Genomic DNA, 15,790 nt, shown 5'->3' on the forward strand with positions numbered 1-15,790 from the left:
TAAAAAGTTTTTAATATTTATTTATTTTAGGAGATTCACTATGCCTGTAACTAATCTGGCTGAACTAGATGCAATGGTAGCACGCGTTAAAGCGGCTCAAGCAGAGTTCGCAACTTTTTCTCAAGAGAAAGTAGACGCAATTTTCCGCGCAGCATCTTTAGCAGCTAACCACGCTCGTATCCCGCTAGCTCAACAAGCGGTTGAAGAGTCTGGTATGGGTATTGTTGAAGACAAAGTTATCAAGAACCACTTTGCTTCAGAGTTCATTTACAACAAATATAAAGACGAGAAAACTTGTGGCATCCTAGAAGAAGACGACAACTAGGCACAATGACTATCGCTGAGCCTGTAGGTATCATCTGTGGTATCGTACCAACGACTAACCCAACTTCTACAGCAATCTTCAAATCTCTAATCTCTCTTAAAACACGTAACGGCATCATCTTCTCGCCACACCCACGTGCTAAAAACTCTACTAACGACGCAGCAAAACTTGTTCTAGACGCAGCAGTAGCAGCGGGCGCACCAAAAGACATCATCGGCTGGATCGATCAACCATCTGTAGAGCTTTCTAACGCTCTAATGAAGCACGACGACATCGCTCTTATCCTTGCAACTGGTGGTCCAGGCATGGTTAAAGCTGCTTACTCTTCTGGTAAGCCAGCAATCGGTGTAGGTGCAGGTAACGTTCCTGTCGTAATCGACGAAACTGCTGACGTGAAACGTGCAGTTGCTTCTATCCTAATGTCTAAGACGTTCGATAACGGCGTAGTATGTGCTTCTGAGCAGGCTGCAATCGTTGTTGACGAAGTGTACGACGAAGTGAAAGAGCGTTTCGCATCTCACAAAGCTTACGTTCTATCTAAAGCAGAAGCTGACAAAGTACGTAAAGTACTACTTATCGACGGCGCGCTTAACGCGAAAATCGTTGGTCAACCAGCTCCAGCTATCGCTGAACTAGCGGGCGTTAAAGTTCCAGCTGACACTAAAGTACTTGTAGGTGAAGGCCTAGGTAAAGTGTCTTACGACGACGCATTCGCACACGAGAAACTATCTCCAACTTTAGGTCTATTCCGTGCTGACAACTTCGAAGACGCTGTTGCTCAAGCGGTAACTATGGTTGAAATCGGTGGTATCGGCCATACTTCTGGTCTTTACACTAACCAAGATACTAACGCTGACCGCATCCGTTACTTCGGTGACAAGATGAAGACTGCACGTATCCTGATCAACATCCCGACTACTCACGGTGGTATCGGTGACCTGTACAACTTCAACGTTGCACCTTCTCTAACTCTAGGTTGTGGTTCATGGGGTGGTAACTCTATCTCTGAGAACGTAGGTCCTAAGCACCTAATCAACAAGAAAACTGTAGCGAAGCGAGCTGAAAACATGTTGTGGCACAAACTACCTAAGTCTATCTACTTCCGTCGTGGTAGCCTTCCAATCGCTCTTGGCGACCTAGAAGGTAAGAAACGCGCATTCCTAGTAACTGACCGTTTCCTATTCAACAACGGTTACGCGGACGACGTAGTTCAACTACTTAAAGCTCAAGGCATCGAAGTTCAAGTATTCTTCGACGTAGAAGCGGATCCAACACTATCTGTTGTTGAGAAAGGTGCAGAAGCAATGAAGAGCTTCCAGCCAGACGTTATCCTAGCTCTAGGTGGCGGTTCTCCAATGGATGCAGCTAAGATCATGTGGGTAATGTACGAGCACCCAGAAACGCACTTCGCAGAACTAGCGATGCGCTTTATGGATATCCGTAAGCGTATCTACAAGTTCCCTAAAATGGGTCAAAAAGCTGAGCTTGTATGTATCACTACAACTTCAGGTACAGGTTCAGAAGTTACTCCATTTGCGGTTGTTACAGACGACAAGACTGGTGCTAAGTACCCACTAGCTGACTACGAAATCACGCCAAACATGGCTATCGTTGATGCTAACCTAGTAATGAACATGCCTAAGTCTTTAACAGCATTCGGTGGTTACGATGCAGTAACTCACGCTCTAGAAGCTTACGTATCTGTTCTTGCGAACGAGTACTCTGATGGTCAAGCTCTACAAGCGCTTAAGATGCTTAAAGAGTACCTACCATCAAGCTACGCGAACGGTGCAAACGACCCAATCGCTCGTGAAAAAGTACACAACGCAGCAACTATCGCTGGTGTAGCATTCGCGAACGCATTCCTAGGTGTTTGTCACTCTATGGCGCACAAGATTGGTGCTGAGTTCCACCTACCACACGGTCTGGCGAACGCACTACTAATCTCGAACGTTGTACGTTACAACGCGAATGACAACCCAACTAAGCAGACTGCATTCTCTCAATACGACCGTCCACAAGCACGTCGTCGTTACGCTGAGGTTGCTGACCACCTAGCCTAAGCCAAGAAGGTGACCGCACTGCTCAGAAGATCGAGCGTCTACTAGCGTGGCTAGAAGAGCTGAAAGGCAACCTAGACATCCCAACTTCTATCCAAGCTGCGGGTGTATCTGAAGCTGACTTCATCGCGAAACTAGATGAATTAGCAGTTGAAGCGTTCGATGACCAATGTACTGGTGCGAACCCACGTTACCCTCTAATCACTGAGCTGAAAGAAGTTCTACTGGCTTCTTACTACGGTAAAGCATTCGTTGAAGGTGAAACTTTCGAAGGCACTACTGTAATCAAGAAGAAAGCTGACCAAGTAGCAAAACCAGCTAAAGCGAAGAAAGAGAAAGCGGACGCTTAATCAAGCTTAAGTTATGGGATAGTTTTCGCTAGCGGGAAAACATCCTAAAGAACCAGGCCCCAACCGAAAGGTTGGGGCTTTTTTTTTGAACTCGGCGACCAGCAATGAGCTTTAGATAGTGGTTAGGCACATAAACAGTGTGTGGATCTAAGCATGTCTCTGGAATTTGTAATATTCCAAGATAGTTTTTATGACTCCCTATAATCACTTGCTTAGAGACTGTTCAATAGGAAGTTAAAACAATGAAACATGTGACTGTTTTTTCTATCGCAATGGCGTTCTCATTTGGTGCGAGCGCAAATCTCATCGTCGACAAGTCAGGTGTCGATGAAAAAGACTTTGTTTACGACATGCATCAGTGTGAAGAAATGGCTAGCCAAGTACAGAAAGACACGCGCTCGCGTGGTGCGCTAGGAGGTGCGTTAAGAGGTGCGGCGGTTGGTGCAGCAGGGAGTGCAATTGCGGGTGGTTCTGGTTCTCAAGGAGCGAAGACAGGCGCGGCAGTGGGTGGCGCTGTTGGGGTCGTCGGTGGAAGCCGTGACCGACGAGCGAACCAAGCAGATTACGAAGCCCAAGTACATCAGGTCATGCGCAATTGTATGACTAACCGCGGGTATACCGTTCTGAATTAGACTAAAGAATCCATAAAAAAAAGGCTTGAACAAATTCAAGCCCTTTTCTAAAACAGTTAGTATGTTAAGCAAGCACGTCAGTTGCAACCTTGTAGCTTGGGTCTTCCTTTACGTTGATTTCGATAAGGCTGCCCGCTTTATCGAGTAACTTACGACAGTCAGGACTCAAATGGCGAAGGTGCAATGTCTTACCTGCAGAAGAGTAACGTTCTGCCAACGTTTCAATCGCTTCAATGGCGGAGTGGTCAGCAACGCGAGAGTTCGCGAAGTCGACAATCACGTCTTCTGGATCATTCTGAGCATCGAACAGCTCAAGGAAGTTTGCCGCCGAGCCAAAGAAGATAGGGCCATTGACATGGTACTCTTTCGAGCCTTCTTCGTTAACTTTGCTGCTCGCGTAGATGTGTTTTGCGTGCTCCCAAGCAAACATCAGTGCAGAAACAATCACACCAACCGCTACCGCTACCGCTAAATCGGTTAGTACTGTCACCACCGTCACAAGTACGATCACAAAGAAATCTTGCTTTGGTACGCGACGTGCCAGTTTAAAGGTCGCCCACTCAAACGTACCAATAACCACCATGAACATAACACCAATTAGTGCCGCCAGTGGAATCATCTCGATCAGTGAAGATGCGAACAAAATAAAGAACAGTAGGGCAACGGCTGCAACGATACCTGATAGACGGCCACGGCCACCAGAGTTTACGTTGATCATTGACTGGCCGATCATCGCACAACCACCCATTGCACCAAACATTGAACATGTTACGTTCGCCATACCTTGGCCAACACATTCACGGTTTGATTGACCGCGAGTATTGGTCATTTCGTCCAGCACGGTGAGTGTCAACAAAGATTCAATCAGACCAATCGCCGCTAGGATAATCGCATACGGAAGGATGATTTCTAGTGTTTCAAAGGTGAATGGAACCATCGGTACTGCGAAAGTCGGTAAAGTACCTGCCAGTGTCGCTTCTGGGTTACCAGACATAGTGCGAAGGAAGTCGACAACTGTATTGGTATCGAGGCCCATTAGCTGTACAACTAATGTGATTGAAACAATCGCTACAAGCGAAGAGGGTACGGCCGTCGTCAACTTAGGTAAGAAGTGGATAATTGCCATGGTAATTGCTACTAAACCTAGCATTAGCCATAGGTCTGCACCTTGCAACCAAGTCATAACACCATTGGCGTCTGGGGCTTTGAACTGGCCCAATTGTGCTAAGAAAATAACAATCGCAAGGCCATTTACAAAGCCGATCATAACCGGATGTGGCACCATACGAATGAACTTACCCAGTTTAAAGATACCGGCTGTGATTTGCAGGATACCGGCCAGTAAGATAGCGGCAAAGAGGTACTGAACACCATGAACGGATACCAAGCTCACCATAACAACGGCCATTGCGCCAGTTGCGCCGGAGATCATGCCAGGACGGCCGCCAAAGATGGATGTAATTAAGCCAACGATGAATGCCGCGTATAAACCCACCATTGGGTCTACGCCGGCAACGAAGGCAAAAGCTACCGCTTCTGGAACAAGGGCTAAAGCAACAGTTAAACCAGAAAGAACGTCGTTTTTAACTGAGTGCTTAGAAAATTGAGGAAATTCGAACATGGGTGCTCAGTGCTAGTAAGTAATGTATTTATTCTGGACAATAAAACACAAAAGCGCTGAAAAAATTGCTGTTAGCAATAGAGAAATGATTGATTAACTTCCATGTGACTGTAGTGACTACTTAGCGATTGAACGAAGCGTAAGCTTGTTGTTAGGTGCGAGTAGAAAAGAAACATAAGTCAATTTGCTCACTCTAGCCATTTTAGCGCATTAAAATGTGTAGAGATGTTCAGATCGAGAGCCGAATGCTACAGAAAAGTGTGATTAAGTTCAATAATGAAACAGTCCTTCATCAATATAAATATGAATGAATAAAAAATGCCGCTGATAGTCAGCGGCATTTTGCAGTATGGATGATAATCCAAGTCAAAGCTTAGTTAGCGGATGGGGAAGCCATTGCTGCGCCAGCTTGGCTAGTCGCAACTTGGCTACCTGCGCCTTTTGGCTGATAACGCTCTGTGCGGAATGGTGCCGCTACAACAGAGATTTCCTTCAGTTCTTCTGGTCCAGCCGCTTTTGCCATCGGTGCAGTAGCGTGGCCTTTGTAAGTTGCTACTGCATCAGTTGTCGCTTCGACTTCTTTCGTAGTAGGTGCTTCAACTTTGACTTCAGCTTCAACCTTAGCTTCAGGTGCCACTGCTTCTTTAACAACAGGAGCTTCAACAACAGGTGCTTCAGTTACAGGCTTCTCAGCAACAACTTCTTGCGCAGCAGCTGTTGTATCTACAGTGTTTGATTCAACGTTAGTTGATTCAGCTTGAGTTGGCGTTTGTGCTACTTCTTCAACGACAGGTGCAGTTTCAACTGGAGCGATAGCTTCTTCTTTGCGGATGATCACTTTACCCATTGCCATTTCTGGGAATGCACAACCCGGCAGTGCAGGAGCTAAAGCTGCATTTACTTCAACTTGCTCTACAGGTTTTTGTTCGCGCTTAGGTTTACCTTTCTGAATATCGTAACGAGGCATCACTTTACCCATTGCCATCTCTGGTGACGCTACGCCACCTTTGCGAAGGCGGAATGGGTTAGGGCGACGATCACGTCCGCGGCGACGGCGTTGACCACTTGCTCTTAGGTGACGTGGTGAACGACGGTTACGACGCTGTTTAGGCTCTTCTGAATCAGCAGCTTCTGGTGCTTCTGCAGCTTTGGCTTTCTCAACGGCCTGCTTAGCTTGAGATGCTTTTGCTTCTTCGTCTGCGTTTGCTTGCTGATCCTTTACGCGAACTTGCTTGTTGAGCTTACGGCGTTGACGACGTTCACGTACCTTAGCTGCCTTCTCTTCAGCTGGCGCTTCAGACTTAGTTGATTGCGCTTCAGCAGCCAGTTGTTGACCTTCTTCTGCTAGCTTGTTTTGCTTAGCGTCATCGCGCTTATTGCGACGGTCTTGGCGTGGCTTACGGCTTTGCTTACGCTCTTGGTTATTTGAACCATTCTCTTGAGAAGCTTGCTCATCGCGAGCTGGCTTGTTGCGACGATTCTTATCGCGGCTGTCACGATTATCGCGGTTGTCTCGATTATTGCGACGGCGATTATCGTTACGGTTGCGACGTTGACGGTTGTTGCGATTTTGCTTCGGCTTCTCTTCTTCTTTCTTCTCTACTTCTTTCTTCTCTTCTTCAGCAGAGCCAAAGAACAGATTGCCTAGAGCTTTTAGAATGCGGCTAACAAGGCCAGGTTGCTCAGAGGCACCTTCTTCGGTTTTACCCTGTGGCTTCGTAACTGGCTTCGGCTGAGGAGCAGGCGTCGGTGCATTTTGAGCAGGTGCTGCAAAGCCTTTAAGAGCGGGTTCTTCAAGTTTCTTAGGCTTGATATCTTGCTCTGCTGGCTCTTTGCTTTCTGCTTCTTTCAGCGCATCTAGCTTCTTAGGAAGTAGGTAAGATAGCAGATCGAACTCTTCACCTTCACGAACACGAATTACCTCGAAATGAGGGGTTTCCATGTCTGAATTTGGAACGACAGTAATCTTAACTTCTTGAATACGCTCAATGTGGTTAACAGAACGACGTTTTTCGTTAAGAAGGTAAGAAGCAATCGGAACAGGAACAACAGCAAGTACTTGAGCCGTATTGTCTTTCAGCGCTTCTTCTTCGATCAAACGTAGAACAGAAAGTGCCAGTGATTCATTGTCACGGACAACACCCGTACCTGAACAGCGAGGACAGATATGGTGGCTCGCTTCTGCAAGAGACGGACTCAAGCGTTGGCGAGACATCTCTAGAAGACCGAAGCGTGAAATACGGCCAATTTGAACGCGAGCACGGTCTAGACGAACAGAGTCCTTTAGGCGATTTTCTACTTCACGTTGGTGACGAACTGGCGTCATATCAATAAAGTCGATAACGACAAGGCCACCTAGGTCGCGCAGACGTAATTGACGGGCAATTTCTTCTGCAGCTTCTAAGTTGGTGTTGAGTGCTGTCTCTTCGATATCGCCACCCTTTGTTGCGCGGGCAGAGTTGATATCAATTGAGGTTAACGCTTCTGTAGGGTCGATTACGATGGAACCACCAGATGGAAGGCGTACTTCACGTTGGAAAGCAGATTCAATCTGGCTTTCAATTTGGTAGTGGCTAAACAGTGGCACTTCGCCATCGTACTTCTTAACGCGATTAACAAAATCAGGACGTACTAAACGGATGTGGTTTAGTGCGCGCTCATAGATTGTGTTGCTATCGATAAGAATCTCACCAATATCACGACGTAGATAGTCACGAATAGCACGAACAATTACGTTACTTTCTTGGTGGATAAGGAAAGGCGCAGGGTTTGCGTCAGACGCTTGTTTGATTGCTCCCCAGTGGTTGAGAAGTACATTCAAATCCCACTCTAGCTCTTCTGCACTCTTACCAACACCAGCAGTACGAACAATCAGTCCCATACCTTTTGGTAGTTCAAGCGTGTCTAGAGCTGCCTTGAGTTGAGTGCGCTCATCACCTTCGATGCGGCGAGAAATTCCGCCAGCACGAGGGTTATTAGGCATCAGTACAAGGTAGCTACCCGCAAGTGAAATGAAGGTAGTTAAGGCGGCGCCTTTGTTACCACGTTCTTCTTTTTCAACTTGGATGATGACTTCCTGGCCTTCTTTAAGCACTTCTTTAATGCTTGGACGGCCTTGGTATGTGTAACCTTCAGGGAAGTATTCGCGGGCAATTTCTTTGAGAGGGAGGAAACCGTGTCTTTCAGCACCGTAGTCAACAAAAGCAGCTTCTAAGCTAGGTTCAATACGGGTGATACGTCCTTTGTAGATATTCGCTTTTTTAGATTCGTGACCTGGACTTTCGATATCAAGATCGAACAATCGCTGGCCATCAACCAAAGCGACACGCAACTCTTCTTTCTGAGTTGCGTTGATTAACATTCTTTTCATTAGAAATCTCGTTATATATTCTTTGTTTTAATTGCTCTTGCTACTTGTTGTCGTTGTCACGGTGCCTGATCCCATGGCTATAATTTGCAGCCTCCCGGCTGGAGGGGATGCTCTTGGGGCACTTCAGTCCTTACAAACGTATTTCTGTATCGCCTGTAAGCCGCAGTCTGGCGGTAAATACTCAAACATGATTGACGATGAGTAGAGTAACAAGACAACCCAGCTCAATGGTGTCTTACGCCATATGCAGCACGATGATTCTGGGTAACCTACTCATTTTATTGCTCTAAAGTGATTGGGTTTTGTATAAAATTCAACCAAAACACTTATCGCAGCTGTGAACTATAGCAGTGCAGGGTAAAGTCAGCAATCTGCTTTGTTATAAACAGGCAAAAAAAAACGGTACAAGTGTTAGTGTGGCTGAGTTAAGTGTTTGTTTATAATTGATTTTTGATGTGTTTTCTCCGAAGTGGTTGTTTGTTATCCACAGCTCATTAAAAAAACACTTTGATAAACTTAGTTTTGTTAAAAGATGCAAATCTGCATCAAGAAAATGTGAAATAGAATCACTTTGGATGATACAATCGCGAAATGAACGAAATCAGAACAAAAGTTCAGTTTGTCGACATTGATGAAGACATGGCTGGACAGCGTATAGATAACTTCTTACGCAACCAACTCAAGAACATCCCAAAGAGCATGATCTATCGAATCGTGCGTAAGGGGGAGGTGCGCGTAAACAAAAAGCGCATCAAAGCTGAATACAAACTCAAAGCGGGCGATTTGGTTCGTATCCCGCCAGTTACGGTAGAGGAAAAACCTGAAGAGGTCGCGCCAAGCGTTAAATTAAACAAGGTTTCCGAGCTTGAGAATAAAATTATCTATGAAGATGATCATATGCTTATTCTCAATAAACCATCAGGTACTGCGGTACACGGCGGTAGTGGTTTAAAGTTTGGTGCAATTGAAGCTCTTAGAGCGTTAAGACCAGAAGCGCGCTTTTTGGAACTTGTTCATCGTATTGACCGTGACACCTCAGGTATCCTTTTGGTGGCTAAGAAACGATCGGCGTTAAGGCACCTACAAGCGCAGTTTCGCGAAAAAACAGTGAAGAAGTTCTACTTTGCTCTTGTGATGGGGCAGTGGAAGCCAAGCTGTAAAGTCGTTAACGCGCCCCTGCTGAAAAACGAAGTCAATAGTATTGTGCGAGTAAACCCCAAGGGTAAACCGTCTGAAACGCGTTTTAAGATTATTGAAAAATTCGCAGATGCGACGTTGATTCAGGCAAGCCCAATCACTGGCCGCACTCACCAGATCCGTGTCCATACCCAATATACCGGGCATCCAATTGCATGGGATGATCGTTATGGAGATCGTCGATTTGATGCTTATACTGGCAAGGTTGGTTTGGACCGATTGTTCCTCCATGCCGCGAATATTAAGTTCCAACACCCATCTAATGACGAATGGATGGAAATTAATGCTCCGATGGAAAATAGGCTAGAGAAAGCGCTGAAAGGCTTGAGAGCCTTATAACTTCGATAGATTTTAGACAAAAAGGTTTGGATGGTACTCCAAATCTTTTCTCGTTTTTATCGTACAAGCGTTTTCACAGTTCAATAAGACTCTAGAAGGACTCTCCTAGAGGATGTACAGGCCTTGTTCGGCTAACATATCGATTAAATCGATAAGCGGAAGTCCAACTAGGGTATTCGGATCTTTACCTTCTAACCGTTCAAACAGTGAAATTCCAAGTCCTTCACTTTTGAAACTCCCAGCACAGTAAAAAGGCTGCTCTTTGTCGACGTAGTTTTCGATCTGCTGTTGGGTAAGCGTTCTAAAATGCACCGTGAAGGTGTCAACGCGAGTTTGAGTTTCGTTTGACGCAGTATTATGCACCGCAAGACCCGTATAAAAAGTGATGGAGCGGCCGCTTTGCTGGGTAAGTTGAGCAATCGCATTTTCACGAGTAAGCGGTTTGCCAATGATCATGTTGTCGATGACGCAGACTTGGTCACTTCCAATGACAAGGCTTGGCTTGTCGATGGTACAAGAGCGCGCTTTGCCTTCAGCTAAGCGTGTTACGAGCTGAGTCGGACTTTCATTGCTTAATGGTGTTTCATCAAAGTCGGGAGAAGCCGTGACAAACGGAATTGCGAGTTTATTGAGCAGTTGCTGCCTATATGGTGAGGTAGAAGCCAATACTAATTGGTAATCTTGCATTAATATTTACAATCTAATCATGGGTTAGAGAAAGCTTAATTCATATTATGTATCCAATACTAGCCCAGTTCGTTGGAAGGAAAAAAAGTCTAACTTTTTGCCCTTTTCCTTTGACTCTAAACAATTAGGAAGATAGAATTCGCGCCCTATGCAAAAGGTAAAAATACCGCGAACGGTTGATCCAGCCAAAACCGCTCAGAAACGTCTCGACTTCGATGGCATCATCCAAGTCAGTCTTTTTAAGCGCTTAGCTGACTCAGTCGAAGGCGTTAAACGCGACGCAGAAGTCTCAATATCATTTGGGCTTGATGAGCAGCGACTTGTTGTTATCTCTGGTAAAGCTAACATCGAAGTCGACTTAGAGTGTCAACGCTGTAATGAAGTTTTCACACATTTGTGTGATGTCCAATTTACTTGTACTCCTATTTATAGCGAGAAAAGTGAAGAGGAAGCACCGGAAGAGTACGATTTGGTAGATCTGAACGAGTACGGTGAGTTAGACCTCATTCAATTAGTTGAAGACGAGTTCATCTTAGCATTGCCTCAAATTGCTATGCACGACGAAGCGGATTGTAGCGTTAAATCAGACAATTTGGTGTTTGGTGAAATTCCAGAAGAAATTGTGGAAGAAAAGCCGAATCCATTCGATGTTTTAAAAAGCTTAAAGAAGTAACTTTTTCTAAAGTAGCTATATTAAGAATTAACATAGGAGTAGGGTCAATGGCCGTACAAAAGAGCAAGAAATCACGTTCAATGCGTGGCATGCGTCGTTCACACGATGCCCTAACTACAGCTGCACTATCTGTAGACGCAACTTCAGGTGAAACTCACCTACGTCACAACGTGACTGCCGAAGGTTACTACCGCGGCAAAAAGGTTATCAACAAGTAAGGTTGACCTTTGCAAACTATTACCGTTGCGCTTGATGCAATGGGCGGGGACTTCGGTCCTCGTGTTACAGTGCCTGCCGCCGTGCAGGCACTGTCGTATTTCCCAGAGCTGAAAGTTATCCTAATCGGTGATCGGACCTCGATCACAACGCAATTATCCCAACTCGGTATTCAAGCGAATGACCGACTCGTCGTCGAACATAGCGACCGAACCATTTCGAATTCAGAAAAACCATCCTTAGCGCTTCGCAACAGCCACGGCAGTTCCATGGGCATGGCAATTGATCATGTTGCCAATAATTCTGCGGATGCGTGTGTGAGTGGCGGCAATACTGGCGCTCTAATGGCATTGTCGCGTTTTCGTCTTAAACTTCTCCCAGGCATAGAAAGACCTGCATTGATTTCCGCGTTGCCAACAGCATCCGGTGGAAAAACGTGGATGTTAGATCTTGGTGCGAACGTATCCAGTGACGCCGATTCGCTGTTTCAGTTTGCCGTCATGGGCAGTGCACTTGCAGAGCAGTATCTAGAGCGACCAGCCAAAGTAGCCATCCTCAATATCGGCGCCGAAGAGATTAAAGGCAACGATCTTGTGAAACGTTGCTCAGAAATGTTGTCTCAAACCAAATCAGTGAACTTTACAGGTTATATAGAAGGCAATCAGCTGTTAACAGATAATGCTGATGTAGTTGTCTGTGACGGTTTTGTCGGGAACGTCTGTTTAAAAACCTGTGAGGGGACCGCGCAATTGTTCATCGAGAAACTCAGAGCATACTTTGCGTCATCTTCAATCAAAGGATGGATTGCGCGAAAACTCTTCTCTGGTCTGTTTGATGAGCTAAAAACACTGAACCCCGACCAGTATAATGGCGCAAGTTTGCTAGGATTGCGCGGCATTGTAATAAAAAGTCACGGAAGTCTGATGTAGATGCAGTCGTCAATGCGATTGGCGAGGCGCTACACGAAGTCAAGCGACAAGTACCCAGCCGTATAAGCGATCGCTTGGAAGCGGTTCTACTCGAGAGGCATTATTAGTCTTCATGTATAGCAAAATTTTAGGTACTGGCAGCTACCTGCCATCTCAGGTGCGTTCAAACGCAGACTTAGAGAAAATGGTAGATACTAGTGATGAGTGGATTGTTACTCGCACGGGTATTAAAGAGCGTCGTATTGCTGCTGAGAATGAAACAGTGGCAGATATGGGTTATCAAGCGGCGAAAAATGCTATCGAGATGGCCGGTATCGATAAAAACGATATTGATATGATTCTTGTGGCAACAACCAGCGGCTCACACGCTTTTCCTTCTGCGGCGTGTCAAGTTCAAGCGCTTTTGGGTATTAAACACTGCCCAGCTTTTGATATGGCGGCGGCGTGTTCTGGTTTTGTTTACGCACTATCGGTTGCTGATCAATACATTAAAACAGGCCACTGTAAGAATATTCTCGTGATTGGCGCAGATGCACTGTCTAAAACGTGTGATCCAAATGATCGTTCTACAATCATCTTGTTCGGTGATGCTGCAGGTGCCGTGGTGGTAGGGGCAAGTGAAGAGCCGGGTATTCTGTCGACAACCATCAATGCCGATGGTCGATTCGGTGAGCTACTGAGCCTTAAATTCCCTAATCGCCGTGAAAAAGTGCCAAGTGAGTCTGAGCATAGCGATGACATTAACAGTTGGCTACACATGGCGGGTAACGAAGTATTCAAAGTTGCTGTAACTCAACTGTCTCGCCTAGTAAAAGAAACGCTGAAAGAAAACGGTATGGATAAGTCAGAACTTGACTGGCTAGTGCCACATCAGGCGAATTTGCGCATCATTTCTGCAACCGCTAAGAAACTTTCAATGTCTATGGATCAAGTGGTTGTCACATTAGACCGTCATGGTAATACGTCGGCAGCAACGGTTCCGACTGCGCTAGACGAAGCGGTGCGTGATGGCAGAATCCAACGAGGCCAAACACTGCTACTTGAAGCATTTGGTGGTGGGTTTACTTGGGGCTCTGCACTCGTTAAGTTTTAATAAGAATTTTTAGATTAGAGTGGAGCAGGAAACTGCTTCACTTTTCGTTTGCTTTAAGGATAAGAAAATGAGCAAGTTTGCAATTGTATTTCCGGGCCAAGGCTCACAAGCTGTTGGTATGCTTAGTGAACTAGGCGAACAGTACGATGTTGTAAAAAACACATTTGCTGAAGCGTCTGACGCTTTAGGTTACGACTTATGGGCACTCGTTCAAAATGGCCCAGCGGAAGACCTTAACGAAACTTTCCGTACTCAACCTGCACTACTAGCTTCTTCTGTGGCTATATGGCGTGTATGGCAAGAGCTTGGCCTAGAGCAACCTGCTAACCTAGCGGGTCACAGCCTTGGTGAATATTCTGCTTTGGTTTGTGCAGGTGTTATCGATTTTAAAGAAGCAATTAAACTGGTTGAGCTTCGTGGTCGATTAATGCAAGAAGCAGTTCCTGCAGGTACGGGTGCAATGTATGCAATCATTGGCCTAGATGACGATGCGATCGCAAAAGCATGTGAAGACGCAGCGCAAGGTGAAGTGGTTTCTCCAGTTAATTTCAACTCGCCAGGTCAAGTTGTGATCGCAGGTAGCAAAGCAGCGGTTGAGCGAGCAGGTGCACTATGTAAAGAAGCTGGCGCTAAACGCGCGCTTCCATTGCCTGTATCAGTACCATCTCACTGTGCACTGATGAAGCCAGCAGCAGACAAACTTGCAGTGGCTCTTGAGGACATCCAGTTTAACGCACCTGCACTGCCTGTTATCAACAACGTTGACGTAGCAGCCGAGACAGATCCTGCGGCGATCAAGAATGCACTGGTTCGCCAGCTATACAGCCCAGTTCGCTGGACCGAAAGTGTTCAGGCTATGAACGAGCAAGGTGTAGAGAAATTACTAGAGCTAGGCCCGGGTAAAGTTTTGACTGGCCTAACGAAACGTATTGTAAAAACGATGACAGCTGCAGCGGTTAATGATGCAGCATCTTTAGAAGCAGCAAAATAATTGCTGGTAAAAGGAATCTGACAAATGATGAATCTAGAAGGCAAAATTGCCCTAGTTACAGGCGCTAGCCGTGGTATTGGCCGCGCTATCGCTGAACTTCTTGTAGAACGCGGCGCTACTGTTATTGGTACAGCAACGTCTGAGGGCGGCGCTGCTGCTATCAGCGAGTACCTAGGCGATAACGGCAAAGGTCTTGCACTCAATGTGACTGATGTAGACTCAATCGCGGCAACTTTGAAGACAATCAACGACGAATACGGCGTTATTGATATCTTAGTAAACAATGCTGGTATTACTCGCGATAACCTACTTATGCGTATGAAAGACGACGAGTGGAGCGACATCATCGATACTAATTTGACTCCGATCTACCGTATGTCTAAAGCGGTACTACGCGGTATGATGAAAAAGCGCGAAGGTCGCATCATCAACGTGGGTTCTGTTGTAGGTACTATGGGCAACGCTGGCCAAACTAACTACGCAGCGGCTAAAGCGGGCGTGATTGGTTTCACTAAGTCTATGGCACGCGAAGTCGCGTCTCGTGGTGTAACAGTAAACACGGTAGCCCCTGGTTTCATTGAAACTGACATGACTAAAGCGTTAAATGATGAGCAACGTGCGGCAACACTTGCAAACGTACCTGCTGGCCGTTTAGGTGATCCACGTGAAATTGCCGCTGCGGTCGCATTTTTAGCATCACCAGAAGGTGCTTACATCACGGGTGAAACTTTGCATGTAAATGGTGGCATGTATATGGTTTAATGCACAAACCAGAAGTTTAATGCGGTTTAAATGTTAATGAATTGCTGGATTTCTGGTCTGAAATGTGTGCGTCTGCGCAACATTTATGCATGAATTAAGGCTAAAATGAGTTGAATTTCGGTTAAAATCGCTAAATTTGTGGTTTGACCAGCAAGGACCCCCTTGCAACTTTCAATAGTTCGAATAAACTACGGAAACATCGCATTAGGCGACATCTGTAAAGGAAAAGAAAAATGAGCAACATCGAAGAACGCGTAAAGAAAATCATTGTTGAACAGCTAGGTGTGGACGAAGCAGAAGTTAAAAACGAAGCTTCATTTGTTGATGATCTAGGTGCTGATTCTCTAGACACTGTTGAGCTAGTAATGGCTCTAGAAGAAGAATTCGACACTGAGATTCCAGACGAAGAAGCTGAGAAGATCACTACTGTTCAAGCTGCAATCGACTACGTAAACAGCGCTCAGTAATTATCTCTCCCAGGCGGCCCTCTGGCCGCCTGTGTTTTATCTAACCCTTCTATACCTCTCATAGAATCATTTCAATTC

General features: G+C 45.8%; 11 protein-coding genes and 2 pseudogenes. 10 read left to right on the forward strand and 3 right to left on the reverse strand.

Annotation, left to right across the window (positions count from 1 at the left end):
* The first annotated feature begins 40 nt into the window (after positions 1 to 40).
* Positions 41 to 2,735: pseudogene (adhE, locus tag UA76_RS12550) on the forward strand (bifunctional acetaldehyde-CoA/alcohol dehydrogenase).
* A 242-nt stretch (positions 2,736 to 2,977) separates the two neighbouring features.
* Entirely contained in the window at positions 2,978 to 3,367 is a 390-nt protein-coding gene (locus UA76_RS12555; protein WP_047046640.1) for an RNA polymerase subunit sigma, read from the forward strand.
* A 64-nt stretch (positions 3,368 to 3,431) separates the two neighbouring features.
* On the opposite strand, the gene UA76_RS12560 is transcribed toward UA76_RS12555, so the two are convergent.
* Complete coding sequence (locus tag UA76_RS12560; protein WP_047046643.1) at positions 3,432 to 4,988, reverse strand: SulP family inorganic anion transporter; 1,557 nt, start codon at positions 4,986 to 4,988, stop codon at positions 3,432 to 3,434.
* Positions 4,989 to 5,361: 373 nt separating this feature from the next.
* Entirely contained in the window at positions 5,362 to 8,358 is a 2,997-nt protein-coding gene (rne, locus tag UA76_RS12565; RefSeq protein WP_047046647.1) for a ribonuclease E, read from the reverse strand.
* A gap of 591 nt (positions 8,359 to 8,949) precedes the next feature.
* On the opposite strand from rne, the gene rluC reads away from it, so the two are divergent.
* Positions 8,950 to 9,894, forward strand: a complete 945-nt coding sequence (rluC, locus tag UA76_RS12570; protein ID WP_047046649.1) for a 23S rRNA pseudouridine(955/2504/2580) synthase RluC — start codon at positions 8,950 to 8,952, stop codon at positions 9,892 to 9,894.
* A 105-nt stretch (positions 9,895 to 9,999) separates the two neighbouring features.
* On the opposite strand, the gene UA76_RS12575 is transcribed toward rluC, so the two are convergent.
* Positions 10,000 to 10,581: a Maf family protein gene (locus tag UA76_RS12575; RefSeq protein WP_047046652.1), complete on the reverse strand. Its 582-nt coding sequence runs from the start codon at positions 10,579 to 10,581 to the stop codon at positions 10,000 to 10,002.
* Positions 10,582 to 10,729: 148 nt separating this feature from the next.
* Here UA76_RS12575 and yceD point away from each other — a divergent pair, with 148 nt between their 5' ends.
* The 7 genes and pseudogenes from yceD (at position 10,730) to acpP (ending at position 15,712) form a co-directional block, all read left to right on the forward strand.
* Positions 10,730 to 11,254 (forward strand): 23S rRNA accumulation protein YceD, encoded by a 525-nt coding sequence (gene yceD / locus UA76_RS12580; RefSeq protein ID WP_047046654.1) that lies wholly within the window; start codon positions 10,730 to 10,732, stop codon positions 11,252 to 11,254.
* Positions 11,255 to 11,301: 47 nt separating this feature from the next.
* A complete protein-coding gene (gene rpmF, locus UA76_RS12585) occupies positions 11,302 to 11,472 on the forward strand; it encodes a 50S ribosomal protein L32 (protein WP_004414666.1) in 171 nt (56 codons plus the stop codon).
* A 9-nt stretch (positions 11,473 to 11,481) separates the two neighbouring features.
* Positions 11,482 to 12,506: pseudogene (gene plsX, locus UA76_RS12590) on the forward strand (phosphate acyltransferase PlsX).
* A gap of 5 nt (positions 12,507 to 12,511) precedes the next feature.
* Entirely contained in the window at positions 12,512 to 13,492 is a 981-nt protein-coding gene (locus tag UA76_RS12595) for a beta-ketoacyl-ACP synthase III (RefSeq protein WP_047046663.1), read from the forward strand.
* Between the two features lie 67 nt (positions 13,493 to 13,559).
* Entirely contained in the window at positions 13,560 to 14,483 is a 924-nt protein-coding gene (gene fabD, locus UA76_RS12600) for an ACP S-malonyltransferase (RefSeq protein ID WP_047046665.1), read from the forward strand.
* Positions 14,484 to 14,510: 27 nt separating this feature from the next.
* Complete coding sequence (fabG, locus tag UA76_RS12605) at positions 14,511 to 15,245, forward strand: 3-oxoacyl-ACP reductase FabG (RefSeq protein ID WP_047046854.1); 735 nt, start codon at positions 14,511 to 14,513, stop codon at positions 15,243 to 15,245.
* 233 nt (positions 15,246 to 15,478) lie between these two features.
* Positions 15,479 to 15,712, forward strand: coding sequence for an acyl carrier protein (gene acpP, locus UA76_RS12610; protein ID WP_004406112.1), 234 nt, complete (start codon positions 15,479 to 15,481; stop codon positions 15,710 to 15,712).
* Positions 15,713 to 15,790 lie beyond the last annotated feature (78 nt).

It is taken from the genome of Vibrio mexicanus (assembly GCF_001012815.1).
Taxonomy (GTDB): Bacteria; Pseudomonadota; Gammaproteobacteria; order Enterobacterales; family Vibrionaceae; genus Vibrio; species Vibrio mexicanus.

Excerpts from the sequence above, each read along its gene's own strand:
- UA76_RS12555 (WP_047046640.1), top strand. The coding sequence starts at position 2,978 with ATGAAACATGTGACTGTTTTTTCTATCGCAATGGCGTTCTCATTTGGT.
- UA76_RS12560 (WP_047046643.1), bottom strand. The coding sequence starts at position 4,988 with ATGTTCGAATTTCCTCAATTTTCTAAGCACTCAGTTAAAAACGACGTT.
- rne (WP_047046647.1), bottom strand. The coding sequence starts at position 8,358 with ATGAAAAGAATGTTAATCAACGCAACTCAGAAAGAAGAGTTGCGTGTC.
- rluC (WP_047046649.1), top strand. The coding sequence starts at position 8,950 with ATGAACGAAATCAGAACAAAAGTTCAGTTTGTCGACATTGATGAAGAC.
- UA76_RS12575 (WP_047046652.1), bottom strand. The coding sequence starts at position 10,581 with ATGCAAGATTACCAATTAGTATTGGCTTCTACCTCACCATATAGGCAG.
- yceD (WP_047046654.1), top strand. The coding sequence starts at position 10,730 with ATGCAAAAGGTAAAAATACCGCGAACGGTTGATCCAGCCAAAACCGCT.
- rpmF (WP_004414666.1), top strand. The coding sequence starts at position 11,302 with ATGGCCGTACAAAAGAGCAAGAAATCACGTTCAATGCGTGGCATGCGT.
- UA76_RS12595 (WP_047046663.1), top strand. The coding sequence starts at position 12,512 with ATGTATAGCAAAATTTTAGGTACTGGCAGCTACCTGCCATCTCAGGTG.
- fabD (WP_047046665.1), top strand. The coding sequence starts at position 13,560 with ATGAGCAAGTTTGCAATTGTATTTCCGGGCCAAGGCTCACAAGCTGTT.
- fabG (WP_047046854.1), top strand. The coding sequence starts at position 14,511 with ATGAATCTAGAAGGCAAAATTGCCCTAGTTACAGGCGCTAGCCGTGGT.
- acpP (WP_004406112.1), top strand. The coding sequence starts at position 15,479 with ATGAGCAACATCGAAGAACGCGTAAAGAAAATCATTGTTGAACAGCTA.